The 22,984-nt window shown below is 59.6% G+C and carries 21 protein-coding genes; 11 read left to right on the plus strand and 10 right to left on the minus strand.

The features are described 5' to 3' along the window. Positions 1-73: 73 nt before the first annotated feature. The 4 genes from rodA (at position 74) to ACIQ47_RS05160 (ending at position 4,959) form a co-directional block, all read left to right on the plus strand. Positions 74-1,186, plus strand: a complete 1,113-nt coding sequence (gene rodA / locus ACIQ47_RS05145) for a rod shape-determining protein RodA (protein WP_396437150.1) — start codon at positions 74-76, stop codon at positions 1,184-1,186. Beyond that, positions 1,183-2,070: an NAD(P)-dependent oxidoreductase gene (locus tag ACIQ47_RS05150; protein ID WP_396437136.1), complete on the plus strand. Its 888-nt coding sequence runs from the start codon at positions 1,183-1,185 to the stop codon at positions 2,068-2,070. The genes rodA and ACIQ47_RS05150 overlap by 4 nt, the downstream gene beginning before the upstream one ends. 75 nt (positions 2,071-2,145) lie before the next feature. Continuing rightward, positions 2,146-3,606: a metalloprotease TldD gene (tldD, locus tag ACIQ47_RS05155; RefSeq protein WP_296292776.1), complete on the plus strand. Its 1,461-nt coding sequence runs from the start codon at positions 2,146-2,148 to the stop codon at positions 3,604-3,606. A 231-nt stretch (positions 3,607-3,837) separates the two neighbouring features. After that, positions 3,838-4,959 (plus strand): 3-deoxy-7-phosphoheptulonate synthase, encoded by a 1,122-nt coding sequence (locus tag ACIQ47_RS05160; protein WP_296292775.1) that lies wholly within the window; start codon positions 3,838-3,840, stop codon positions 4,957-4,959. A 9-nt stretch (positions 4,960-4,968) separates the two neighbouring features. Here ACIQ47_RS05160 and mpl read toward each other — a convergent pair whose 3' ends face one another. Beyond that, positions 4,969-6,336: a UDP-N-acetylmuramate:L-alanyl-gamma-D-glutamyl-meso-diaminopimelate ligase gene (gene mpl / locus ACIQ47_RS05165; protein ID WP_396437137.1), complete on the minus strand. Its 1,368-nt coding sequence runs from the start codon at positions 6,334-6,336 to the stop codon at positions 4,969-4,971. Between the two features lie 60 nt (positions 6,337-6,396). On the opposite strand from mpl, the gene ACIQ47_RS05170 reads away from it, so the two are divergent. From ACIQ47_RS05170 to ACIQ47_RS05195, 6 genes are all read left to right on the plus strand, one after another. Further along, a complete protein-coding gene (locus ACIQ47_RS05170; RefSeq protein ID WP_396437138.1) occupies positions 6,397-6,981 on the plus strand; it encodes a hypothetical protein in 585 nt (194 codons plus the stop codon). Positions 6,982-7,082: 101 nt separating this feature from the next. Next, positions 7,083-7,538, plus strand: a complete 456-nt coding sequence (locus tag ACIQ47_RS05175; protein ID WP_396437151.1) for a TlpA family protein disulfide reductase — start codon at positions 7,083-7,085, stop codon at positions 7,536-7,538. Positions 7,539-7,696: 158 nt separating this feature from the next. Continuing rightward, positions 7,697-8,152, plus strand: a complete 456-nt coding sequence (gene accB, locus ACIQ47_RS05180) for an acetyl-CoA carboxylase biotin carboxyl carrier protein (RefSeq protein ID WP_396437139.1) — start codon at positions 7,697-7,699, stop codon at positions 8,150-8,152. Between the two features lie 15 nt (positions 8,153-8,167). After that, positions 8,168-9,517 carry an acetyl-CoA carboxylase biotin carboxylase subunit gene (gene accC / locus ACIQ47_RS05185; protein ID WP_396437140.1) on the plus strand — a complete coding sequence of 450 codons (1,350 nt, stop codon included), beginning with the start codon at positions 8,168-8,170 and terminating at the stop codon, positions 9,515-9,517. 6 nt (positions 9,518-9,523) lie between these two features. Further along, positions 9,524-10,420 (plus strand): 50S ribosomal protein L11 methyltransferase, encoded by an 897-nt coding sequence (gene prmA, locus ACIQ47_RS05190; RefSeq protein ID WP_396437141.1) that lies wholly within the window; start codon positions 9,524-9,526, stop codon positions 10,418-10,420. 19 nt (positions 10,421-10,439) lie between these two features. Further along, entirely contained in the window at positions 10,440-11,324 is an 885-nt protein-coding gene (locus tag ACIQ47_RS05195; protein ID WP_396437142.1) for a zinc-ribbon and DUF3426 domain-containing protein, read from the plus strand. Between the two features lie 91 nt (positions 11,325-11,415). Here the strand turns inward: ACIQ47_RS05195 and ACIQ47_RS05200 are convergent, their stop codons facing one another. The 6 genes from ACIQ47_RS05200 to ACIQ47_RS05225 all read right to left on the minus strand — a co-directional run bounded on the left by ACIQ47_RS05200 (position 11,416) and on the right by ACIQ47_RS05225 (position 18,400). After that, complete coding sequence (locus ACIQ47_RS05200; protein ID WP_396437152.1) at positions 11,416-11,916, minus strand: histone; 501 nt, start codon at positions 11,914-11,916, stop codon at positions 11,416-11,418. 192 nt (positions 11,917-12,108) lie between these two features. Next, positions 12,109-13,248, minus strand: coding sequence for a ribonucleotide-diphosphate reductase subunit beta (locus tag ACIQ47_RS05205; protein WP_396437143.1), 1,140 nt, complete (start codon positions 13,246-13,248; stop codon positions 12,109-12,111). 141 nt (positions 13,249-13,389) lie between these two features. Further along, on the minus strand, positions 13,390-16,269 hold the full coding sequence (locus tag ACIQ47_RS05210; RefSeq protein WP_396437153.1) for a ribonucleoside-diphosphate reductase subunit alpha: 2,880 nt from the start codon (positions 16,267-16,269) through the stop codon (positions 13,390-13,392). Between the two features lie 447 nt (positions 16,270-16,716). Continuing rightward, positions 16,717-17,307, minus strand: a complete 591-nt coding sequence (ampD, locus tag ACIQ47_RS05215; RefSeq protein ID WP_396437144.1) for a 1,6-anhydro-N-acetylmuramyl-L-alanine amidase AmpD — start codon at positions 17,305-17,307, stop codon at positions 16,717-16,719. Positions 17,308-17,360: 53 nt separating this feature from the next. Beyond that, the gene (locus tag ACIQ47_RS05220) at positions 17,361-17,600 is read right to left on the minus strand and encodes a PP0621 family protein (protein WP_396437145.1); all 240 of its coding nucleotides are present in this window, start codon (positions 17,598-17,600) and stop codon (positions 17,361-17,363) included. Beyond that, positions 17,597-18,400, minus strand: coding sequence for an inner membrane protein YpjD (locus tag ACIQ47_RS05225; protein ID WP_396437146.1), 804 nt, complete (start codon positions 18,398-18,400; stop codon positions 17,597-17,599). The genes ACIQ47_RS05220 and ACIQ47_RS05225 overlap by 4 nt, the downstream gene beginning before the upstream one ends. A 78-nt stretch (positions 18,401-18,478) precedes the next feature. Between ACIQ47_RS05225 and ffh the strand changes: the two genes are divergently transcribed. Then, entirely contained in the window at positions 18,479-19,864 is a 1,386-nt protein-coding gene (gene ffh / locus ACIQ47_RS05230; RefSeq protein WP_296292763.1) for a signal recognition particle protein, read from the plus strand. 95 nt (positions 19,865-19,959) lie between these two features. On the opposite strand, the gene ACIQ47_RS05235 is transcribed toward ffh, so the two are convergent. The 3 genes from ACIQ47_RS05235 to ACIQ47_RS05245 all read right to left on the minus strand — a co-directional run. Beyond that, positions 19,960-20,289 (minus strand): 2Fe-2S iron-sulfur cluster-binding protein, encoded by a 330-nt coding sequence (locus ACIQ47_RS05235; protein WP_396437147.1) that lies wholly within the window; start codon positions 20,287-20,289, stop codon positions 19,960-19,962. A gap of 41 nt (positions 20,290-20,330) precedes the next feature. Then, entirely contained in the window at positions 20,331-21,812 is a 1,482-nt protein-coding gene (locus ACIQ47_RS05240; RefSeq protein WP_396437148.1) for a glutamine synthetase family protein, read from the minus strand. After that, the coding region (locus ACIQ47_RS05245; RefSeq protein WP_396437149.1) for a Rieske 2Fe-2S domain-containing protein at positions 21,809-22,984 on the minus strand (1,176 nt) is incomplete at its 5' end. The genes ACIQ47_RS05240 and ACIQ47_RS05245, both read right to left, overlap by 4 nt.

A 22,984-nucleotide genomic window follows, 5' to 3' on the forward strand; every position in this document is an offset into this window, starting at 1 on the left:
GAACAAGACCCCTCGCCAGGCCCCGTTGACATCGGGCTCTGCCTACCAAAACCCCACTGCGTTGCAGCGCTTGATGCGCTTGATCGAAGGTTTTGACGTACCTTTGGCCTGCGCTGTTTTTTTTCTGGCCTGTCTGGGCCTGTTGGTCATGTATTCATCAGGTTATGACCATGGCACTCGCTTTGTTGACCATGGCCGCAACATGCTGATTGCGGGCGTCATCATGTTTTGGGTGGCGCAGATTCCGCCTTCGAAATTGATGGCTTGGGCCGTCCCGGTGTACACCGTGGGCGTGATTTTGCTGGTGGCGGTGGCCCTTTTTGGCATCACCAAAAAAGGGTCCACGCGCTGGCTCAATCTGGGGGTGGTGATCCAGCCCAGCGAGATCTTGAAAATTGCTTTGCCCCTGATGCTGGCGGCTTGGTTTCAAAAACGCGAGGGGCAGTTGCGGCCCTTTGACTTCGCGGTGGCCTTGATGATTTTGGGCATTCCTGTGGGCTTGATCATGAGGCAGCCGGACCTGGGTACCTCTTTGCTGGTGCTGTCGGCGGGCTTGGCTGTGATTTTCTTTGCTGGGATCAAGTGGCGGTGGATTTTGCCGCCGGTTGGTTTGGGGTTGGTGGGCATCGTGGTGCTGGTGATCATGGAGCCCAGCCTGTGCCAGCCCGATGTGGATTGGCATGTGCTGCGCGAGTACCAGCGCCAAAGGGTGTGCACCTTGCTGGACCCGGGCCGTGACCCGCTGGGCAAGGGTTTTCACATCATCCAGGGCATGATCGCCATTGGCTCGGGCGGCTTTTGGGGCAAGGGCTTCATGCAGGGCACACAAACCCACCTGGAGTTCATTCCAGAGCGCACCACCGACTTTATTTTTGCGGCCTTGGGTGAAGAGTTCGGTCTGATCGGGGGCTTGCTTTTGCTGGCCAGTTTGTTCTTCCTGATTTACCGGGCCTTGGTCATTGCCATGCAGGCACCCACCTTGTTCAGTCGCTTGTTGGCGGGCAGCATGGCCATGATTTTCTTCACCTATGCCTTTGTCAATGTTGGCATGGTCAGCGGCATCTTGCCGGTGGTGGGTGTGCCCTTGCCCTTCATCAGTTACGGCGGAACGGCCATGGTGACCTTGGGGTTGGCTTTGGGTATTTTGATGTCGATTGCGAAATCCAAACAATTGGTGCAAACATGATGAATCTGACGCAGGTCGCGGTGGTGGGTGCGGGCAACATGGGCGGTGGCATGCTGGCCCGTTTGCGTGGTCTGGGCTGGTCGGTGGCGGTCTACGACATCGACCCACAGGTTCAGTCGCAGGCGGTGGCCTTGGGGGCGGTCGCTTGTGGGTCTGCCCTTGAGGCCGCCCGCATGCTGGTGCCCGATGGCGTGTTGATGGTGGTGGTGGTGGATGCTGCGCAAACCGAGGCGGTGCTTTGGGGCGAGGGGGGTGCTGGCCCAGTGCTGAAGCCGGGTCAGTCGGTGATGCTGTGTCCAACCTTGGGACCTGCCACGGTGCAAAGCCAGGCTGAGCGTTTGGCACCCAGGGGCATTGACTTCATCGATGCCCCCATGTCCGGGGGGCCTGTGCGGGCCCAAGAGGGCACCATGAGTTTGATGGTGGCGTGCTCCGATGCGGTGTGGCAGCGCAGCCAGAAGCTGTTGACCGCCTTGAGCCAGCAAGTTTTTCGCGTGGGAACCCGCGCTGGAGACGGCGCCCGCACCAAGCTGGTCAACAATTTGCTAGCTGCGGTGAATCTGGCGGGCGCAGCCGAAGCCATGGCCTTGGCCGAGCGTCTGGGGCTGGACCCTGCCGCCACGTTGTCGGTCATTGAAGCCTCTAGTGGCCAAAGCTGGATTGGCTCGGACCGGATGCGCCGGGCTTTGGCGGGGGATTTCGAGCCCCGTGCCCACGTCACGTTGCTGGCCAAAGACACGGGCTTGGCGGTGCAGGCCGCTGACGATGTGGCTTTTGATCCCCCTTTGGGTCGTTTGGCGCGAGACTTGTTTGCACAAGCCCTTGGGCAGGGTTGGGCCGATCTGGACGATGCGGCCTTGCTCAAACTCATGCGCCAGCGCTGAAGCCGCGGCTTGCCGCAGACATCGGGGGCTGTCCGGTGTGGGCAAGGGTCTTGATCCGTGCCTACAATGGGCCTCATGATTTCACGCGAACCCACCATTGAACGCTTGGCCACGGCCAAGTCCCTGTTGCTTGACCCGTTTGGTCTCGACGAATCCCATCTGACTCAGGCCCTGAACGCCATCAAGGCGCACGCGGTCGATGACGCCGATCTGTACTTCCAGTACACCCGCTCTGAAGGCTGGAGTCTGGAAGAGGGCATCGTCAAGACCGGCAGCTTCAGCATCGACCAGGGCGTGGGCGTGCGGGCTGTGTCGGGCGAGAAAACCGCCTTTGCCTACTCAGATGACATTTCCGAAGCTTCCTTGATGGACGCGGCCATGACGGTGCGTTCCATTGCGTCTGCCGCGCAAAACAAGCGCATCAAGGTGCCAGCGCGCAAGATTTCGGCCAGCCGTTCGCTCTACCCCGCGCTGGACCCGATGTCCACGCTGGACAGCACGGCCAAAGTGAGCTTGTTGGGCCATGTCGAAAAAATCGCCCGTGCCAAAGACCCCCGCGTGGTGCAAGTCATGGCAGGGCTGGCCACCGAATACGACGTGGTCATGGTGGCCCGTGCCGATGGCACGCTGGCGGCCGATGTGCGCCCCCTGATCCGCCTGTCGGTCACCGTGATCGCCGAGCAAAATGGCCGCCGCGAAGTGGGCAGCGCCGGCGGCGGTGGCCGCTTTGGCCTGGCCTATTTTGACGACGCCATGGTCGAAAGCTATGTGCAAGAAGCCGTGTCGGCCGCGCTCATCAACCTCGAAGCTCGCCCTGCGCCTGCAGGCGAGATGACCGTGGTGTTGGGCAATGGTTGGCCTGGCGTGTTGCTGCACGAGGCCGTGGGCCATGGGCTGGAGGGCGACTTCAACCGCAAGGGCTCGAGCGCTTTCAGCGGGCGCATCGGTCAGCGCGTGGCCGCCAAGGGCGTCACCGTGCTGGATGATGGCACCATGGCCGACCGCCGGGGCTCGCTGAATGTGGACGACGAAGGCCACGCCAGCCAAAAGAATGTCTTGATCGAAGACGGCATTTTGCGCGGCTACATCCAAGATTCGATGAATGCTCGCCTGATGGGTGTCAAGCCCACGGGCAATGGCCGCCGAGAAAGCTACGCCCATGTGCCCATGCCGCGCATGACCAACACCTACATGTTGGGCGGCGACAAGAGCGCCGAAGAAATCGTGGCCAGCATCAAAAAAGGTCTGTACGCGACCAACTTCGCGGGTGGACAGGTTGACATCACCAGCGGCAAGTTCGTGTTCTCGGCCAGCCAGGCTTATTGGGTGGAAAACGGCAAGATCCAATACCCCGTCAAAGGCGCGACCTTGATCGGCAGTGGCCCCGAGTCGCTCAAGAAGATCAGCATGATCGGCAACGACATGAAGCTCGACTCGGGTGTGGGCACCTGCGGCAAAGAAGGCCAGAGCGTGCCGGTGGGCGTTGGTCAGCCGACCTTGCGCATCGACGGCCTGACGGTGGGCGGGACCGCGTGAGCAATGCCCAAGGGTTTGCCCTTGAGCTGGCCTGTCAGGAACCGTCATCCAGCTGTGATACATTGAACCCCATGTCCTCGCGCATCGCTTTTTACTTTTTTTATTTTTGGTTCTCAGTCCCCGGCGGACGAGAGGCGAGCGCATAAGCACCCGAACATCTCGACACACACCGCCGGAGCCCCAAAGCCCGGCGGTTTTTTTTCACCTTTTTTTCAATCCGAGGAGTCCACGATGAACGCCAAAACCACTGCCCCTGAGAGCTGGTATCCGAATGCCGCCGACCGTACAGGCCAGACCGACGACGAACGCATCAAGGACATCACCGTGCTCCCACCGCCAGAACATTTGATCCGATTCTTTCCCATTGCCGGCACGGCAACGGAAACCCTGATCGCCCAAACCCGCAAAGCCATTCAAAAAATCGTGCACGGCAAAGACGACCGTTTGCTGGTCATCATTGGCCCTTGCTCGATCCACGACCCGGCCGCGGCGCTGGATTACGCCCGCCGCTTGAAGCCTTTGCGCGAAAAATACGCCGACACACTCGAGATCGTGATGCGTGTGTACTTCGAAAAACCCCGCACCACCGTGGGTTGGAAGGGTCTGATCAACGACCCTTACCTGGACGAGAGTTTTCGCATCGACGAAGGTTTGCGCATCGCCCGCCAATTGCTGATTGAAATCAACCGCCAGGGCGTGCCCGCAGGCAGCGAGTTCCTGGACGTGATTTCGCCCCAATACATTGGTGACCTGATCAGCTGGGGTGCCATTGGCGCGCGCACCACCGAGAGCCAAGTGCACCGCGAACTGGCTTCGGGCCTGTCGGCACCCATCGGTTTCAAGAATGGCACCGATGGCAACATCAAAATCGCAACCGACGCGATCCAGGCCGCAGCCCGGGGCCACCACTTTTTGTCGGTCCACAAAAACGGCCAAGTCGCCATCGTGCAGACCCAGGGCAACCAGGATTGCCATGTGATTTTGCGCGGCGGCAAAGCCCCTAACTACGACGCCGACAGCGTGGCTGCGGCTTGCAAAGAGCTGGAGGCCGCCAAGTTGCCCGCCACCCTGATGGTGGACTGTAGCCATGCCAACAGCAGCAAAAAGCACGAGCGTCAGATCGATGTGGCCAAAGACATTGCAGCGCAGATCAGCGGCGGCTCACGCCAGGTGTTTGGCGTCATGGTCGAAAGCCACATCGTGGACGGAGCCCAAAAGTTTACGCCCGGTCAGCACGATGTGGCGAAGCTGACCTACGGCCAGAGCATCACCGACGCCTGCATCGGCTGGGGCGACAGCGAAGGCGTGTTGCGGGTGCTGTCGGATGCGGTGAAGGCGCGTCGCGCCCGCTGAGAGAAAGGCTCAGGCGGCCAGCGCCCGCAAAAGTCGGTCGTGAATCCCGCCAAAGCCGCCGTTGCTCATGCACAGCAGGTGATCGCCTGGCCTTGCCTGGGCCAGCACTTGTGCAATGACTTCGTCTATGTTGGCACCCACTTGCGCGCGCGTTCCCATGGGTTCGAGCGCTGCTGTGGCGTCCCAGCCCAGGCCCCCTGCGTGGCAAAAGGCCAGATCGGCTTCTTCCAGGCTCCAAGGCAGTTGCGCTTTCATGCTGCCCAGCTTCATGGTGTTGCTGCGCGGCTCAAAAATCGCAAGGATGCGGCCATCGCCCACCTGACGGCGCAGGCCGTTGACGGTGGTGCGGATCGCCGTGGGGTGGTGGGCAAAGTCGTCATAGACAGTCACGCCCCTGACTTGGCCGCGCACTTCCATGCGGCGCTTGACGTTTTCAAAACTGGCCAGCGCCTGTGCGGCCACGGCTGGGTTCACCCCCACATGTTCGGCGGCAGCGATGGTCGCCAGCGCATTGAGCTGGTTGTGTACGCCCCCAATGCCCCACTGCACCTCGGCCACCGCTTTGCCTGCTTGCAAGACCTTGAATTGCGCTGGCTCGCCCTCGGCCACGAAGTCGCTCACGGCAGCACCAAACGTGCGCACTTCGCTCCAGCAGCCTTGGCCCAGCACGCGCGTCAGGCTCTCTTCCAGGCCATTGACCACCACACGACCCGAGCCCGGGACGGTGCGCACCAGGTGATGGAACTGGCGCTCGATGGCCGCCAGGTCGTCAAAGATGTCGGCGTGGTCGAATTCCAAGTTGTTCAGGATGGCGGTGCGCGGGCGGTAGTGGACAAATTTGCTGCGCTTGTCAAAAAAGGCGGTGTCGTATTCATCGGCCTCGATGACAAAGTATTGGCCACCCCCCAGACGGGCCGAAACGCCAAAGTTCAGCGGCACGCCGCCTACCAAAAAGCCTGGTGCGCGTCCGGCCCGTTCCAGCACCCAGGCCAGCATGGACGTGGTGGTGGTTTTGCCGTGGGTGCCCGCCACAGACAGCACATGTTGGCCTTGCAACACATGCTCCGACAGCCATTGCGGGCCGCTGGTGTAGGGCGCGCCGGCTTCCAAAATCGCTTCCATCAACGGAAATTTGGGGTTGCCGTCGGGCAGTCGTGCGCGGCTGACCACGTTCCCGATCACGAACACATCGGGTTTCAAGGCCATTTGTTCGGTATCAAAGCCTTCGATCAGCTCGATGCCCAATGCGCGCAATTGGTCGCTCATCGGCGGGTAAACGCCTGCATCACATCCGGTGACCCGATGCCCGGCTTCTCGCGCCAGTGCAGCCAATCCACCCATGAAGGTGCCACAAATGCCCAAAATATGAATATGCATGCCCGGATTTTAGGGGTGCAGCGGCTCGGTCTCGCCTTGGCCGGGTCACAATCGGTGCCCATGAACGACCTTGCCCTTGAAATTGCCGCCACCGCCGCCCGTTTGGTGGTGGAAGAAGGCCTGGCTTTTGGTCCGGCCAAGCACCGCGCCCTCAAAGAACTGGGCCTGCCCAGCCGTACCGCCTTGCCCGCCAACGACGTGGTCGAGACCGAGGTGCGCGACTACATCGCCTTGTTTTGCGCCGACACCCAGCCCGGCGAGTTGCTGGCTTTGCGTGATTTGGCAAGGGTCTGGATGCAACGCTTGGCCGAATTTCGCCCGCACTTGGGTGGTGCGGTTTGGCAAGGTTGGGCCACGCGCCTGTGCGATGTGGACCTGGCTTTGTTTTGCGATGACCCCAAATCGGCCGAGATCGCCTTAATCAACCAGAACCAACGCTACGACGTGCAAACTGCGCGGGGGCTGCACGGGGACGATGTGGATGTGCTGAGCGTTCACAGTTTTTGTGAAGCGTTGGGCGAAGATGTGGGGGTGCACCTGCGCATTTATGATCTGGACGATCTGCGTGGGGCCTTGCTGCCCGACACGCAAGGCCGCTCGCCTCGGGGGGATTTGGCGGCCTTGGAGCGCCTGCTGGCGGCATGAAAGACAATCCCAACATGAACCAACCAATTGAAAACGGGTCCAGACGCCATCTGATTTGGGGTGCCGGTGCAGCTGCCCTTGTGGCCGGGGTCGGTGTGGCTATGCGGCGTTTTGAGCCTCAAGAGGTGGTGGGCGCGGGGAAGCACCCATTTTGGAGTCAGCAGTTCGAGACGCCAGGGGGTGAAGCCTTGAATATGGCTGCATTTGAGGGTAAACCCTTGTTACTGAACTTTTGGGCCACTTGGTGCCCACCGTGCATCGAAGAGCTGCCCCTGATTGACGCTTTCTGGCGCAAAAACACCGCCATGGGGCATCAAGTGGTGGCGCTGGCCATTGACCAGCCCAGTGCAGTGCGCAAGTTCCTGTCCAAGCAGCCATTGGGTTTCCCGGTTGGACTGGCCGGACTGGAAGGAACCCAATTGGCCAAATCCTTGGGCAATGCGGTCGGTGGCTTGCCTTTTACCGTATTTTTCAAGGCAGATGGCAGCATTTGGCGACAAAAGATGGGTCAACTCACGCCTGACGATCTGACGCAGTGGCGCGGCGCTGTCGCCTGAATCGCCCCACACCCCTTGCCGAGGGAGAGTGCGCCCTCATGCTGCTGAATCGTCTGGATAGCTCGTTCATGTTCGGACGAGAAAAGATGAATTCAAGGTTTTTACTGAAATTTGGTGTAAATTCACCCCATTACAAGTGCTCAAGCAATGGAGGATCTATGGATTTGCGCAAACTCAAAACACTGATTGACCTGGTGTCCGACTCGAACGTGTCAGAGCTGGAAATCACCGAAGCTGAAGGTAAAGTTCGAATTGTCAAGAGCATGGGCTTTGCCCAACCGGTGGTGATGCAGCAAGCCGCACCCACGGCAGCAGCCCCTGTGGTGGCTGCTCCCGTGGCCGTGGTGGAGGCCACACCCTTGGTGGCTGCAGCGCCCGCTGGCCACGCCGTGAAGTCGCCCATGGTGGGCACGTTCTACCGCTCGTCCAGCCCTGGTTCGGCCCCTTTCATCCAGATCGGCTCGGTGGTCAAGGAGGGTGACACCCTGTGCATCATCGAAGCGATGAAGATCCTCAACGAGATCGAATCCGACAAGTCCGGCACCGTCACGCAGATCTTGTGTGAAAACGGCCAGGCCGTGGAATACGGTCAGCCACTGTTCATCGTCGAATAAAGCCACGAGGATTTCATGTTCAAGAAAATCCTGGTCGCCAACCGAGGCGAAATCGCCTTGCGCATCCAGCGCGCTTGTCGCGAGCTGGGCATCAAGGCGGTGATGGTCTATTCCGAAGCCGACAAAGAGGCCAAGTACGTCAAATTGGCCGAAGAGGCGGTTTGCATTGGGCCCGCCTCGTCAGCTTTGAGCTACCTCAACATGCCGGCCATCATTTCGGCGGCCGAGGTGACCGATGCCGAAGCCATTCACCCCGGTTATGGCTTTTTGAGCGAAAACGCAGACTTTGCCGAAAGGGTTGAAAAAAGTGGTTTCCAGTTCATTGGACCCACGCCAGAGTCGATCCGCATCATGGGCGACAAGGTCTCGGCCAAGCAAACCATGATCCGCGCCGGCGTGCCTTGTGTACCTGGCTCGGAAGGTGAATTGCCCGATGACCCGTTGCAAATCCGCCGCATCGCCAAATCCGTGGGTTACCCGGTCATCATCAAGGCTGCAGGCGGCGGCGGTGGTCGCGGCATGCGCGTGGTGCACACCGAAGCGGCGTTGGTCAATGCCGTGCAAATGACCAAGGCCGAAGCCGGTGCTGCATTTGGAAATCCGGCGGTGTACATGGAAAAATTCTTGCAGAACCCGCGCCATGTGGAAATCCAGATCATGGCCGACAAGCACCGCAACGCGGTCTATTTGGGCGAGCGCGACTGCTCCATGCAGCGGCGTCACCAAAAAGTGATCGAAGAAGCCCCGGCGCCAGGCATCCCACGCAAACTGATTGAGAAGATCGGTGAGCGTTGCGTGGCCGCTTGCAAGAAGATCAATTACCGGGGTGCGGGCACTTTCGAATTTCTCTACGAAAACGGCGAGTTCTATTTCATCGAGATGAACACCCGCGTGCAGGTCGAGCACCCGGTAACGGAGTGGGTCACGGGCGTGGACATCGTCAAAACGCAGATCATGGTGGCTGCCGGTGAGCGCCTTCCTTTCACCCAAAAGCAGATCCAGATTCGGGGCCATGCCATCGAGTGCCGCATCAACGCCGAAGACCCCTTCAAGTTCACGCCCTCACCCGGGCGGGTCACGTCTTGGCACATGCCTGGTGGGCCCGGCGTGCGGGTGGATTCGCACGTCTACAACAACTATTTTGTGCCGCCCAATTACGATTCGATGATCGGTAAGTTGATCGTGCATGGCGACACCCGCGAGCAGGCCTTGGCCCGCATGCAGACCGCCTTGAATGAGACGGTGATCGAAGGCATCAGCACCAACGTGCCTTTGCACCGCGAGTTGATGGTGGACGCCAAGTTCATGCAAGGTGGCACCAACATCCATTACCTGGAACATTGGCTGAGCCAGCACAAGCGCTGACGCCTTATGTATGAACTGAGCCTGCTGTGCCCCGAAGACCGGGTGGACATGCTGAGCGATGCGCTCGATGCCTTGGACGCGTTGAGCGTGTCGGTGGAAGACGCGGACGCCCAAACCCCAGCCGAACAAGCCCTGTTTGGCGAACCGGGTATGCCGCCACCCAAAGATGGATGGCAGCGTTCGCGCATGGTGGCGTTGTTCGCCCAGGAAGCGGCGGCCCGGGAAGCTGCGGCTTTATTGGGGGCGCAAGATTTTTTTGAGGACTGCCAGTTGCTCGGCATCCAGACGCTGGAAGACCAGGATTGGGTGCGCCTGACCCAGTCGCAATTTGCGCCAGTCGAAGTGACACCCGATTTCTGGATTGTCCCCACTTGGCACGAGCCGCCCGGACAAGCCCGGCAGATCATCCGACTCGACCCGGGTCTGGCTTTTGGCACCGGCACCCATCCCACCACCCGCATGTGTTTGCGCTGGATTGCGCAACACGGCGTGCAGGCGAAGCGCGTGCTCGATTACGGTTGCGGCTCGGGCATTTTGGCGATTGGCGCAGCCAAATACGGCGCCACCGAGATCGATGCAGTGGACATCGACGAAGCGGCGGTGACGTCCACCGAATTGAATGCGCAGGCCAACGGCGTGCAGTTGAAGGCCGGTTTGCCAGACAAAGCGCAGGGCCAGTACCAGACCGTGCTGGCCAACATCTTGGCCACACCGTTGAAGGTGTTGGCGCCCCTTTTGTGTTCTTATGTGGCCCCGGGCGGCCATTTGGTTTTGGCCGGTATCCTCGAGCGGCAGGCTGAAGAACTCAAAGCCGCTTACGCCCCATGGGTTGCCCTCGAAGTGGCCGATACCCAAGAAGGCTGGATTTTGATGACGGCCAAGGTGGTGCCTCGGCCAGCTTGAGCCTGTCTACAATCAGGCCATGAACAGGATCACCCGCTGCCCTTCGTGCGCCATGGTTTATCAGCTGCCGGAGGTGCATTTGCACGCTGCCAAAGGCTGGTTGCGTTGCGGCGCCTGTGGCCATGCGTTTGACAGCACGGGACTGGTGCTGCGCTGGGACCCTGCGTCCGCTGGGGCGCTTGTTTCTCCCGCAGTGCCTGATCCAGGCACTGGAGACGGTCCTCACCCTTCGCTTGAGGCGGTGCAACCTGTCGACTTGGTGGCTGACCCTGCGGACCGCATCTCGCTCGACCACTTATTGACAAAAGAAGACCACAGATCGCCTGCCCACATCCGGCCAGCGCAAGCCGAGCTGGCCGCTTTTGAAGACGCGTTGTCGAGTTTTAAACCTGAGCCTGTGGCGTCTGAGGCCTTGCCAAACCCCCCAAAGATCGCCAAAGCGCTGCCATCCAGGGCATGGCTTGCACCTTATGGGGTGCTGTCCTTGGCGTTGCTGCTGGTGATGCAAGGGGCCTATGTGCAAAGAGATGCCATTGCGTCGTCTTGGCCTGACAGTGAGCCCATGATTCGCCATGTGTGCGAGTTTTTTGGTTGCCAAGTCAGTCCGCTGCGCGATCCAGAGGGCATTGTCATCGACAGCTCCAGCCTGGTGCAACACAGCGAGGACCATGTCCTGTCTTGGTCTGTCCGTAACACCACGCAGCGTGTCCTGGGCATGACGGCCTTGGAGCTGAGTTTGATGGATCAAGAAGGCAAGCTGGTGCTGCGCACCGTGGTTTTGCCTGCGCAGACCGGAGCGCCGCAAACCCTGTCTCCAGGGCAGTCCTGGTCGGGCAGCTTGAAATTTCTGGTGTCCCCGGACAGGGTCTTCAGCGATTACCGTGTGCTGAGTTTCTACCCTTGATGCGGGTTGATCCCGTGTCCATTCGGGACGAAAAAAAAAGCCCGGCACTGTTGCCAGTGACGGGCTTTGTGGCTAGCGCCTGAACTGAGAATCAGGGCTTGGCGGCCGAAGGAAACGGCCACGCAGCTTGAGGATTCAGAGTCGTTTGAGCAGCCGGGGCAGCGGGTGCTTTGGATGCCTTCTTTGCTGCTGGTTTTTTGGCCGCTTTTTTCACAACCGCTTTTTTAGCAGCAGGCTTTTTGGCGGCAGTTTTCTTGGCTGCTGCTTTTTTGGCTGGTGCTGCTTTTTTGGCGGGAGCAGCTTTTTTGGCTGCGGCTTTTTTGGCCGGTGCTGCTTTTTTCGCTGCTGGCTTTTTGGCTGCTACCGCTTTTTTGGCGGGAGCGGCTTTTTTGGCCGGTGCTGCTTTTTTCGCTGCTGGCTTTTTGGCTGCTACTGCTTTTTTGGCAGGAGCGGCTTTCTTTGCGGGAGCAGCTTTTTTGGCGGCAGGTTTCTTGGCTGCAGCTACTTTTTTAGCTGGAGCCGCTTTTTTGGCCGGTGCGGCCTTTTTCGCTGGAGCAGCTTTTTTTGCCGCTACTTTTTTTGCAGTTGCCATGATTTTCTCCTTGATCAAGTTGAGAACTCAACGGAAAGGGAACGCTTGGTGCTTGTTGGTTTGCACAAAGCGATCCATGGCGCTGGGGAAATCCCCAACGCCATGAACGCAGAAAAGCCACACCGCCCAAAGTCTGGAGACTTTGCTGCGTGTGGCTTGAAGAGGTAGGGCATGAGATAGGGGTTCAGAAAATCAATCCCAGGACAAAGCCCCGCCAGTTTGGTATTCGATGACCCGGGTTTCAAAGAAGTTGCGTTCTTTCTTCAGGTCGATCATCTCGCTCATCCAGGGGAAGGGGTTCTCTTCGTTGGGGAAAAGAGCCTCCAGGCCGATCTGAGTGGCGCGGCGGTTGGCAATGTAGCGCAGATAACCTTTGAACATGGATGCATTCATGCCCAAGACGCCGCGGGGCATGGTGTCTTCCGCGTACTGGTATTCCAATTCGACCGCTTTGAGGAACAGGTCCTTGATTTCGGCTTTGAATTCGTTGGTCCACAGCTGTGGGTTTTCGAATTTGATGGTGTTGATCATGTCAATGCCGAAGTTGCAATGCATGGATTCGTCACGCAGGATGTATTGGTACTGCTCAGCAGCACCGGTCATCTTGTTTTGGCGACCCAGAGCCAGGATCTGCGTGAAGCCGACATAGAAGAACAGGCCCTCCATCAGGCAAGCGAACACGATCAACGACTTGAGCAAGGTCTGGTCTGTTTCCAGGGTGCCCGTCTTGAAGTGGGGATCCATGATCACGTTGATGAACGGGATCAGGAATTCGTCTTTGTCGCGAATTGATTTGACTTCGTTGTAGGCGTTGAAAATCTCACTCTCGTCCAATCCCAATGACTCAGTGATGTATTGGTAAGCGTGGGTGTGAATGGCTTCTTCAAAAGCTTGGCGCAACAAGAACTGACGGCATTCAGGGGCCGTGATGTGGCGGTAGGTGCCCAAGGTGATGTTATTGGCTGCCAGCGAGTCGGCCGTGACGAAGAAGCCGAGGTTGCGCTTGACCATGCGGCGTTCGTCTTCGGTCAGACCGTTGGGGTCTTTCCACAAAGCGATGTCGCGGTTCATGTTCACTTCTTGCGGCATCCAGTGGTTGGCGCAAGTGGCCAGGTATTTTTCCCAAGCCCATTTGTATTTGAACGGCACCAGCTGGTTGACGTCGGTTTGACCATTGATGATGCGCTTGTCAGCGGCATTCATGCGACGTGGTGCGGCAGGGGTTGCTGTGGATGAAGACGGCGTGGCCTTGACGGCAGAGTTGTCTGCGCCACTGAAGGAGGGCATTGCAGGTTGCAATGCGGGTTTGACTTGATCGTCCCAGGACAGCATAAAAAATTCCAGTTCTTAAATTATGAAAGCATGACCACAAATTGCAAAGCCGTTCGTCGATTTAGGACGCAAGCAATGCATGAAGTGTTGTTCCATTGCATCGAACAGCGCACTCGAGTGCGCTGCTGTGTGCAAGGTCCATCACTGGCAAGCTTCGCAACCTGGATCGTCGATGGCGCAGAACTTGATGTCGGTGGCAGGAGTCGCGGCCATTTGTGCTTGTGCAGCAGCAGCGGCGGCCTCGATGGCGCTCATGCCGCCGCTCGGTGCACCCGATGCTGATACGGCATTGTGCGAGCCTGAACTGACCGTGGATTTCTCTACTTGTGTGGCGCTGGATGTGCGCAGGTAGTAGGTGGTTTTGAGGCCGCGCAGCCAAGCGAGTTTGTAGGTGTCGTCGAGTTTCTTGCCTGAGGCGCCGGCCATGTAGATGTTGAGCGATTGCGCTTGGTCAATCCACTTTTGACGACGTGCAGCCGCTTCAACCAGCCAGGTTGTTTCAACTTCAAAAGCGGTGGCGTACAAAGCCTTAATGTCTTGCGGCACACGGTCGATGGGCCGCAGCGAACCATCAAAGTGTTTGAGGTCCATGACCATCACGTCGTCCCAAAGGCCGAGGCGTTTCAAGTCACGCACCAAGTAACCATTGATGACGGTGAATTCACCAGACAGGTTGGACTTGACTGACAGGTTGCCAAAGCAGGGCTCAATGGAGGCATCCACGCCAATGATGTTGGAGATCGTGGCGGTAGGGGCAATGGCCACACAATTGGAGTTGCGCATACCATCGGACTTGATTTTCTGGCGCAAGGTGTCCCAGTCCATGGTGGCCGAGCGGTCGACTTCCACATAACCACCGCGCTCACGGGCCAGCAAATCGATTGTGTCTAACGGCAAGATGCCTTGGTCCCACAAAGAGCCCTTGTAGCTGGAGTACTGGCCACGTTCTTTGGCCAGCTCGGTGGAAGCCCAATAAGCGTAATAGCAAATCGCTTCCATCGATTGGTCAGCAAACTCCACGGCCTCTTGTGAGGCGTATGCGATGCGCATTTCGTACAGCGAATCTTGGAAAGCCATCAGGCCCAAGCCCACCGGGCGGTGGCGGATGTTGGAATCACGGGCTTTTTTGACGGCGTAGTAGTTGATATCGATCACGTTGTCCAACATGCGCATGGCCGTGGAAATGGTCTTCTTGAGCTTGTCGTGGTCCAGCTCTTTGCCGTTGGCGCTGTCTTTGAGGTGGCGCGACAGGTTGACCGAGCCTAGGTTGCAGACGGCGGTTTCGGTGTCGCTGGTGTTGAGCGTGATCTCGGTGCACAGGTTGGAGGAGTGCACCACGCCAGCGTGTTGTTGGGGTGAGCGCACGTTGCAGGCGTCTTTGAAGGTGATCCAAGGGTGGCCGGTTTCAAACAGCATCGACAGCATCTTGCGCCACAGGTCATTGGCGGGCAGTTTTTTGCTGGGCTTGATTTCACCGCGCTCTGCTTTGGCTTCGTAGGCGGTATAGGCCTTCTCAAAGTCGGCACCAAACTTGTCGTGCAGATCGGGGCAGTCTGAGGGAGAGAACAAAGTCCAGTCGCCTTTTTCCATGACGCGGCGCATGAACAGGTCGGGAATCCAGTTGGCGGTGTTCATGTCATGGGTGCGTCGGCGGTCGTCGCCGGTGTTCTTGCGCAGCTCCAGAAATTCTTCGATGTCCAGGTGCCAGGTTTCCAAATAAGTGCAAACCGCACCTTTGCGCTTGCCGCCTTGGTTCACGGCCACAGCGGTGTCGTTGACCACTTTGAGGAAAGGCACCACGCCCTGGGACTCACCGTTGGTGCCCTTGATGTGCGAGCCCATGGCGCGCACACGCGTCCAGTCGTTGCCCAGACCACCCGCAAACTTGGACAACAGGGCGTTTTCCTTGATGGATTCGTAAATGCCATCCAAGTCGTCGGGCACGGTGGTCAGGTAGCAGCTGGACAACTGGGGGCGCAAAGTGCCACTGTTGAACAAGGTGGGGGTGGACGACATGAAGTCAAACGATGACAGGATTTCGTAGAACTCGATGGCGCGCGCTTCGCGGTTTACTTCGTTGAGTGACAAGCCCATGGCCACGCGCATGAAGAAAGCCTGAGGCATTTCGATGCGTTGCTTGCGTACGTGCAGGAAATAACGGTCGTACAGGGTCTGCAGACCCAGGTAGTCGAACTGCAAGTCCCGCTCGGGCTTGAGGGCTTCGGCCAATTTTTTCAGGTCAAACTGTGCGAGCTTGGCGTCGAGCAGGTCGTTGTCGATGCCTTTTTTGATGAACTGGGGAAAGTAGTTGATGTATTCCTCGGCCATTTGGTCTTGTGCCACTTCCTTGCCCAGGATTTCCTTGGCAATGGTGTGCATCAGCAGGCGCGCGGTGACGTAGGTGTAGTCCGGGTCTTTTTCGATCAGCGTGCGTGAAGCCAGGATGGAAGCTTTGTAAACTTCTTCCATGGGCACACCGTCGTAAAGGTTACGCATGGTCTCGGCCAAGATCGGCTCGGGGCTCACGTCTTTGCCCAGGCCGGCGCAGGCGTTGACCATCAGGGATTTGAGGTAGTTCAGGTCCAGCGCGATGCGCTTGCCACCGTCCAAGACATGCAATGCAGGCTCTTGCACGACCGGCGCGGCTTGCTGGGTTTGCTGTGAGCGCTCTTGCGTGCGGCGCTCGCGGTACAGCACATAGGACCTGGCCACTTCATGGTTGCTGCTGCGCATCAGGCCCAATTCAACCTGGTCTTGCACGTCTTCGATGTGAAAAGTACCGCCACCTGGGCGGGAGCGCATCAGGGCGCGCACCACGTTCTGCGTCAATTCCTCGACGACCTCGCGCACGCTGGCAGAGGCGGCCCCTTGGGTGCCGTGCACCGCTAAAAAGGCTTTCATCATGGCCACGGCTATCTTGTTGGGCTCAAAAGGCACCACGGCACCGTTGCGGCGGATGATCTGGTAGTGGTTGAGGGGGTGCACCGTGGCAGCGCCAGCCCGGTCTACAGGCAGGTTCATCAGGCCGGAAGAAGTCGAGGGGATGGTCAGGTCAATTTGCATGGTCATTTTTTAATTTATGGTCTGGGTTGTGTCGGTCAAAAAGGCTTCAAATGCCGCTCTGGCATGTTTGTGAGAATTTCTAACGGACACTATATCTGGTGTCTGGGGTCATGACAAGCCACTACAGGTAGTGTACGGGCTCTGATCAGAGCCTTGAAGTGAATGTGCTGGGTGTTGGCTCGGCGCAGGCGCCATTCATGGGTTTTTCAGAGACTGAAAAAAGCCGCTGAAAATCAACCAATCAGGGGGGTTTGCAAAGCGATGCCAGTCGCGATGCGACTTCCGAAGGCTTTTCTTGCTCAATCGCCCGATTTCACTTCCGTGCCAAATGACTGGGCTTCGGTCCTAAGTTGATAAGTCGCTTTTAAAACTTGAAAAAGCTAAAAATCATTTTTTTGTGTCGCATCAAAAACACACAGGAAAACAATGATCGGGCAGTTGGAGGGTCGCTTTCAGGCGTTGCCAGTCAAAGCCCGATCCCGGATCGCCTTTGCGGCCTGGCGCAATGTGCTCATGGCCCGCAACATGTGCAATGGCGTAGTGTCGGTGCAAGTCCAGGCACAGCCGACTCAATTGCTCATACTGAGCGTCCTCGAACACATCGCCCTCCAAGCCTTCGAGTTCAATACCGATCGAGTCGTCATTGCATTGGGGGCGACCTCTGTATTCGGACTGACCGGCATGCCAGGCCCGATCGTCGGCGCTGACAAACTGCCACAGGCTGCCGTCACGCCGGATATAAAAGTGCGAGGACACCTGCAGGCCCCGGATTTGTGTGAAATACGGGTGGGCATCCCAGTCGAGCTGGTTGGTGAACAGCGCTTGCACCTCTTGGCCTCCGTATTGGCCGGGGGGCAGGCTGATGGAATGGATGACGAGCAAATCGATGCAAGCGCCTGACGGTCTGGGGCCAAAGTTGGGTGAATCCAGCCTTTGAGCAGGCGCGTACCAGCCTTGGTCCCAAAGGACGGTGGGTTCAGCGGCGTGTTCAGGCATGGCTGGACTTGGTCGGTGGCGGTGGTTGGGCGCGTCAGGGCGCCGCCGGGTTTTCACACTGGGTTGCGGTCTTGTGCAGCTGCACGGTGCTCGGCGCTGCAGTACAGGCCTTTTTCACCTGTGACGGCTTCGTCTTGCGGCAAGTGGATGCCGCAATGCAGACATACAGCCATGTTGGTGGGCGTGGCCGGGGTCGGAGGCTGCTCTTTGGGCGCGTCTGATTTGACGCGGCGGCTGCGCTTGAAAGCCCAGATCGCCAGCAAAATGACCAAGATCCAAATCAGGTATTTCATCCCACGCGTCCAATCAAAACTTCCAATACAAAGCGCGAACCCGCATAAGACAGCAGCAGCAAGCCCGCACCGATGTAAAGCACCCGTACGGCGCGACGGCCCCGCCAGCCCCATTGGTTGCGGCCCACCAGCAAGGCGGCAAAGGTGATCCAAGACAGGACGGCAAAGACGCGCTTGTGGTCCCAGCGCCATGGGTTGTGGCCTTGGCCATACAGGGCCTCGCCAAACAGGGCGCCTGCCACCAAAGTGGCCGTCAACAGCACAAAGCCGGCTGTCACAAAGCGAAAGGTCAGGCGCTCCAGTGTCAACAGCGGCAGACCGCTCGAGCCTTCTTGAGCCTGGCGAATGTCATGTTCCGTGCGGGTCATCATCCAGGCGTGCACCACCGCAGCGGCAAACATGCCATAAGCCGACAAACCCAGGGCAAAGTGAAGGGGCAACCAGGCCGATGCCTGGGTGGTGAGCAAGGCTCCTGGATACACCCAGGCCAGCACCACGGTGACCGCCCCCAGGCCGCCCACGGCCCAGCGGGCCCTGAGTTTGGGGAAAAACTGGGTCTCGATCATGTAAGCCAACACCACCAGCCAGGCGGTGACCGACAAAGCCGGGGCAAAACCGAAGCGCGCCGGCCCCATCAGCAGCACCAGCAAGCTAATGGCGTGTAAAACCCAAGCCAGCCAAAGCAGGCGGCGTGCGTTCACAGCACTCAGGTGGCGGGGCACCAGAGCGGGCAAGGCATAGGCCAGGGCTGCCAATGCCGAGAAGGGCAACGTCCACAAAGGTGCACTCGCTAAAATCATGGTACCGAGTTTAGCCTTTCAGGCGCTGCCGCTGGGGCTTCGCCATCAAGCTCTCACGGTTTTTTCTGGATTTCCCCCATGGCCTCCGCCCTGACCGACAAACTCTCACGCCTCGTCAAGACCCTCAGCGGGCAGGCCCGCATCACCGAGTCGAACGTGGCCGACATGCTGCGCGAGGTGCGCATGGCCTTGCTCGAAGCCGACGTGGCTTTGCCAGTGGTGCGCGATTTCATTGCCCGGGTGAAAGAAAAAGCCTTGGGCCAAGAAGTCATGGGTTCTTTGAAGCCCGGACAGGCCTTGGTGGGTGTGGTCAACCGCGAGTTGGCGGCCACCATGGGCGAGGGCGTGTCGGACATCAACCTGGCGGCGCAGCCGCCTGCTGTGATCTTGATGGCCGGTTTGCAAGGGGCCGGTAAAACCACCACCACCGCCAAGCTGGCCAAACACCTGATCGAAAAGCGCAAAAAGAAAGTGCTCACCGTCTCGGGTGACGTGTACCGCCCTGCGGCGATTGAGCAGCTCAAGACGGTGACCGCGCAAGCTGGTGCCGAATGGTTTCCCAGCTCGCCCGACCAAAAGCCCATCGACATTGCGCGTGCCGCCATCGACTACGCCCGCAAACATTTCTTTGACGTGTTGCTAGTCGACACCGCGGGTCGCTTGGCGATTGACGAAGCCCTGATGGCCGAAATCAAGGCCTTGCACGCCGAATTGAAGCCTGTTGAAACCCTGTTCGTGGTGGATGCCATGCAAGGCCAGGACGCGGCCAATACCGCCAAGGCGTTCAGCGAGGCTTTGCCTTTGACGGGCATTGTGCTCACAAAACTGGACGGCGACTCACGCGGTGGCGCGGCCCTGTCGGTGCGCCAGATCACGGGCGTGCCGATCAAGTTTGCCGGTACCAGTGAAAAAATCGATGGTCTGGAAGTGTTCGATGCCGAGCGCCACGCGGGCCGGGTTCTGGGCATGGGCGACATCGTGGCCCTGGTCGAGCAGGTCACTGCAGGTGTGGACATGGAAGCCGCGCAAAAATTGGCCGCCAAGGTCAAGAGCGGTGGCGGCTTTGATCTGAACGACTTTTTGGCGCAGATCCAGCAGATGAAGCAAATGGGCGGGCTGTCAAGCCTGATGGACAAGTTGCCCAGCCAGATGACCGCCAAGGCAGCGTCCATGGACATGGACAAGGTCGAAAAAGACATCGGCCGCAAGCAGGGCATCATTCACAGCATGACGCCCAAAGAGCGCAGCAAGCCTGAATTGATCAAGGCCACGCGTAAGCGCCGCATCGCAGCGGGCGCGGGCGTTCAGGTGCAAGACGTCAATCGCATGCTCAAGGAGTTCGAGCAGATGCAGGACATGATGAAAAAAATGTCCGGCGGCGGCATGATGAAAATGATGAAGCGCATGGGGGCCATGAAAGGCATGATGGGCGGCGGCGGGGGCTTTCCTGGTATGCCGCGCTGAACTTCTCTTGCAGGTCTGGCCTTCAGGTCCGACATGGTGGGTTTGGTGCAGGTTTCATGTCGGGGCTCAAGCCGCCGACCTGCTCAAAACCGTTTTCAATACTGGCTCTCGGGCAGCGTGACCTGCAGACCGTCCAGCTCTGGGGTCAGCACGATCTGGCACGACAGGCGACTGCCCAGCTCACGCGCTTGGGCGGTGAAGGCCAACATGCCGTCTTCATCGCTGCCCATCGGCGGCAGCTGCTTCACCCAATCTTCATGCACCACCACATGGCAGGTGGCGCAGGTCAACAGCCCGCCGCAATCGGCCTGGATACCTGACACATTGGTGTCGACAGCGGCTTGCATCAGGCTTTGCCCAGAATGGGCTTGCAGTGTGATCGGGGCTTGTGCGGGGTCGTGGGCTTGCAGGTGGATCGTGATCATCTTCAATGCAGCGCGCTCAAACGCGGGCTTTCAATGGGTTGTTAAATTCGGCCGAAGTATTCGCGCTTGTGAAACTCCGTCGCATCTTCGGCCTGGGTCAAGCGCCGGTGCTCGGCCAGTTTGATGGTGCTGTAGTAATCCACCAAGGGCTGCCCCATGGCCTGGCTCAAAGCGCTATCGGCTTGCAACGCCTGCACCGCATCGGCCAAAGACGTTGGTATGGAGACAGCCCCTGGGGCATAAGGTGTTTCGGTGGCTGGCGGCGCTTGCAGCTGTGCGTCCACCCCGTCAAGCCCAGCGTGAATTTGCGAGGCCATGTACAGATAAGGGTTGGCCGCAGGCTCGCCCAGGCGGTTTTCAATGCGGGTGGCGCTGTCACCCGGCGCGCCGATGACGCGCAGCATCGCGCCTCGGTTGTCACGGCCCCACAAAATCGACTGCGGCGCCATCGCGTTGGGCCGAAAGCGCCCATAGCCATTGGTGGTGCTGGTGCACAAGGCGGTGAGCGCCGGGGCGTGCGCCAGCAGTCCGGCCAGCCAGAGAGCGCCCGCATCGCTCAGCACTTGCCGGGCTTCGCGTGAACTGCTGCCGGGGGCCAGATCTTCGCGCATGAACACGTTGCGCCCTGTGGCCAATTCACAAACCGATTGGTGAAGGTGCCAGCCGCTCGACATGATGTGTTCAAACGGCGGTCGGCACATGAAGGTGGCGTGGTAACCGGCGCGGCGCAGGGCTTGGCGTGTGGCGTTGCGAAACAGCACCATCTGGTCGGCGGCCGTGAGCGCATCGCTCACATCAAACACCGCTTCGACCTGGCTGGGGCCGAGTTCGATTTCGAGCGAGATCAGCGGCAGGCCCAGCGCCTGCGCGGTGCGCTGCACGATGCGCAGCGGCTCTTCGGCCCGGTCCATCCAGCCTTCGGTCAGCAGGTTGTAGCCCGGGTGGATCAGGCTGACTTCGGGCGCGGGACCTGGCCATGCGGCGCGGTCCGGGTCCAGGTCTGGCCCGTGCAGCGGGTCTTTGAGGCGGTAGATGTGGAATTCGACTTCGAGCCCGCAGCGCATTTGCCAGCCACGCTCGGCCAAGCGCTGTACGGCTTGCTGCAGCACATGGCGCGAATCGAGCGGCACGATGCGCCCGTCGGCCAAGTAGGGCTGGCACTGGAGCCAACCGGTCTTGTCGGTCCAAGGCAGCACCTGCCAGCTGGCCGGGTCGAGCATGAGGGTGAAATTGCTGGCCCCGGCAAAGCCAGGCAGGGTGTCTTCAATGCCCGACTCGAACACTTTGAAGGCGGTGCGGTCCGAACTGTCTTTGAGCAGCAAGGTGCTGACCATGCCGATGCCATTGGCCAGCGCCTGGCGCAGTTGCGAAGCCACGAGGGTTTTGCCGCGCACCACGCCGTGCAGGTCGCACCAGCCCAGGCGGATCAGCTCGATGCCCGAGGCCTCGACCTGCCGCACCAATTGCTCGCAAGCCGCCTCGCGTTCTGGGCTGTGCAGGCCGCAGCGTTCAGCGAAGCTCATGCCGCGCTCGTGTTGGCTGGGGTGTCCGCTGGCGTGGGGGCATGGCCTGGCAGGGCGGCATCCCACGGTGCACCGCTGCGTTTGGCATCGCAGGCTTCGCGCCACCACTGCGGCCATTGCCCGCTGGGCGCGATGCCGTCCACCGTGTCGGGGCCGGTGCGCTGGCTGGCCACAGCGTTTTGCGCAAAACCGGGCGGCACGCCCCCAGCCTGCACCGTCTCGATGGCTTTGAGCAAGATGCGGCGGTTGGCCATGATGACCTTGTCGCTGGTGCCCAGGTGCTCGCGGGTGCGGTCTTGTATCGCGCCCATGCTCTCGCAGGCCCATTGGTCGTGCACGTTGATGTCGTCTTCGCCCATGCCCAAGTAGGTGCGCGAGACTTGTTCTTCGGGGTTGAAGCCCCAGTGGTTGTGCTTGCCCGCTTTGGGGATGTAGTCGGGCAAGGTGACCGAGGGCAGGCGCTGGTTGCGCATGGCCTCTTTGTCCACCGGTCCGGCAAAGCTGGTGAACACCGAATACCAATAGGTGTGCGTGTCGTCCACCGGCACATGCATCTGCGTGATGGTCATGGTCTCCGACAGCGGAATCACAAAGGTGTGCGGGAACAGCGCATTCGTCACCCGCACATGCGTGAGCGCCTCGTTGATCGGGCGCAGGGCCGTCAGGCGCAGGCCGGCATCGGTGGGCTCGAATGAAATCTCGGGCTGGTCCAGTTCGCGCATCACCCGCGTCATGGGCCAGCGCTCGCCTTGCACATCGCCCGCGCTCGCGCCACGGAATTGGCGACCATAGCTGCCTTCGAGCGACTCATCATTGAAAAAGCGGTGCAGGTACGACGCGTGTGCCGGGTCAATGCCCACCTCAAACGCCTGCAACCAGTTGCAATGCCACAGCCCTTTGAAGGCAAAGGTGTGGGAGGCGGGGGCGCTGAAGGCGTCGATGCCGGGCAGTGGCGGCGGTGTCTGGTTTTCGGGGCCGAACCAGCCAAAGAGGATGCCGCTGCGCTCGATCAGCGGGTAGCTGCGCTGGCGCACACGTTTGCACAGCGTGCTGCCGGAGGGCTCGGCAGGTGTTTCGATGCACTGGCCCGTGACGTCAAACTTCCAGCCATGAAAAGGGCAACGCAGGCCATCGCCTTCGTTGCGGCCAAAGGCCAGGTCGGCCCCACGGTG

Origin of the sequence: Limnohabitans sp. (genome assembly GCF_044373035.1) — a bacterium.
Classification (GTDB): domain Bacteria; phylum Pseudomonadota; class Gammaproteobacteria; order Burkholderiales; family Burkholderiaceae_C; genus Limnohabitans_A.

What these genes read in the sequence shown, in the direction of transcription:
- rodA (WP_396437150.1), top strand. Translation starts at nt 74, where the DNA reads ATGCGCTTGATCGAAGGTTTTGACGTACCTTTGGCCTGCGCTGTTTTT.
- ACIQ47_RS05150 (WP_396437136.1), top strand. Translation starts at nt 1,183, where the DNA reads ATGATGAATCTGACGCAGGTCGCGGTGGTGGGTGCGGGCAACATGGGC.
- tldD (WP_296292776.1), top strand. Translation starts at nt 2,146, where the DNA reads ATGATTTCACGCGAACCCACCATTGAACGCTTGGCCACGGCCAAGTCC.
- ACIQ47_RS05160 (WP_296292775.1), top strand. Translation starts at nt 3,838, where the DNA reads ATGAACGCCAAAACCACTGCCCCTGAGAGCTGGTATCCGAATGCCGCC.
- mpl (WP_396437137.1), bottom strand. Translation starts at nt 6,336, where the DNA reads ATGCATATTCATATTTTGGGCATTTGTGGCACCTTCATGGGTGGATTG.
- ACIQ47_RS05170 (WP_396437138.1), top strand. Translation starts at nt 6,397, where the DNA reads ATGAACGACCTTGCCCTTGAAATTGCCGCCACCGCCGCCCGTTTGGTG.
- ACIQ47_RS05175 (WP_396437151.1), top strand. Translation starts at nt 7,083, where the DNA reads ATGCGGCGTTTTGAGCCTCAAGAGGTGGTGGGCGCGGGGAAGCACCCA.
- accB (WP_396437139.1), top strand. Translation starts at nt 7,697, where the DNA reads ATGGATTTGCGCAAACTCAAAACACTGATTGACCTGGTGTCCGACTCG.
- accC (WP_396437140.1), top strand. Translation starts at nt 8,168, where the DNA reads ATGTTCAAGAAAATCCTGGTCGCCAACCGAGGCGAAATCGCCTTGCGC.
- prmA (WP_396437141.1), top strand. Translation starts at nt 9,524, where the DNA reads ATGTATGAACTGAGCCTGCTGTGCCCCGAAGACCGGGTGGACATGCTG.
- ACIQ47_RS05195 (WP_396437142.1), top strand. Translation starts at nt 10,440, where the DNA reads ATGAACAGGATCACCCGCTGCCCTTCGTGCGCCATGGTTTATCAGCTG.
- ACIQ47_RS05200 (WP_396437152.1), bottom strand. Translation starts at nt 11,916, where the DNA reads ATGGCAACTGCAAAAAAAGTAGCGGCAAAAAAAGCTGCTCCAGCGAAA.
- ACIQ47_RS05205 (WP_396437143.1), bottom strand. Translation starts at nt 13,248, where the DNA reads ATGCTGTCCTGGGACGATCAAGTCAAACCCGCATTGCAACCTGCAATG.
- ACIQ47_RS05210 (WP_396437153.1), bottom strand. Translation starts at nt 16,269, where the DNA reads ATGAACCTGCCTGTAGACCGGGCTGGCGCTGCCACGGTGCACCCCCTC.
- ampD (WP_396437144.1), bottom strand. Translation starts at nt 17,307, where the DNA reads ATGCCTGAACACGCCGCTGAACCCACCGTCCTTTGGGACCAAGGCTGG.
- ACIQ47_RS05220 (WP_396437145.1), bottom strand. Translation starts at nt 17,600, where the DNA reads ATGAAATACCTGATTTGGATCTTGGTCATTTTGCTGGCGATCTGGGCT.
- ACIQ47_RS05225 (WP_396437146.1), bottom strand. Translation starts at nt 18,400, where the DNA reads ATGATTTTAGCGAGTGCACCTTTGTGGACGTTGCCCTTCTCGGCATTG.
- ffh (WP_296292763.1), top strand. Translation starts at nt 18,479, where the DNA reads ATGGCCTCCGCCCTGACCGACAAACTCTCACGCCTCGTCAAGACCCTC.
- ACIQ47_RS05235 (WP_396437147.1), bottom strand. Translation starts at nt 20,289, where the DNA reads ATGATCACGATCCACCTGCAAGCCCACGACCCCGCACAAGCCCCGATC.
- ACIQ47_RS05240 (WP_396437148.1), bottom strand. Translation starts at nt 21,812, where the DNA reads ATGAGCTTCGCTGAACGCTGCGGCCTGCACAGCCCAGAACGCGAGGCG.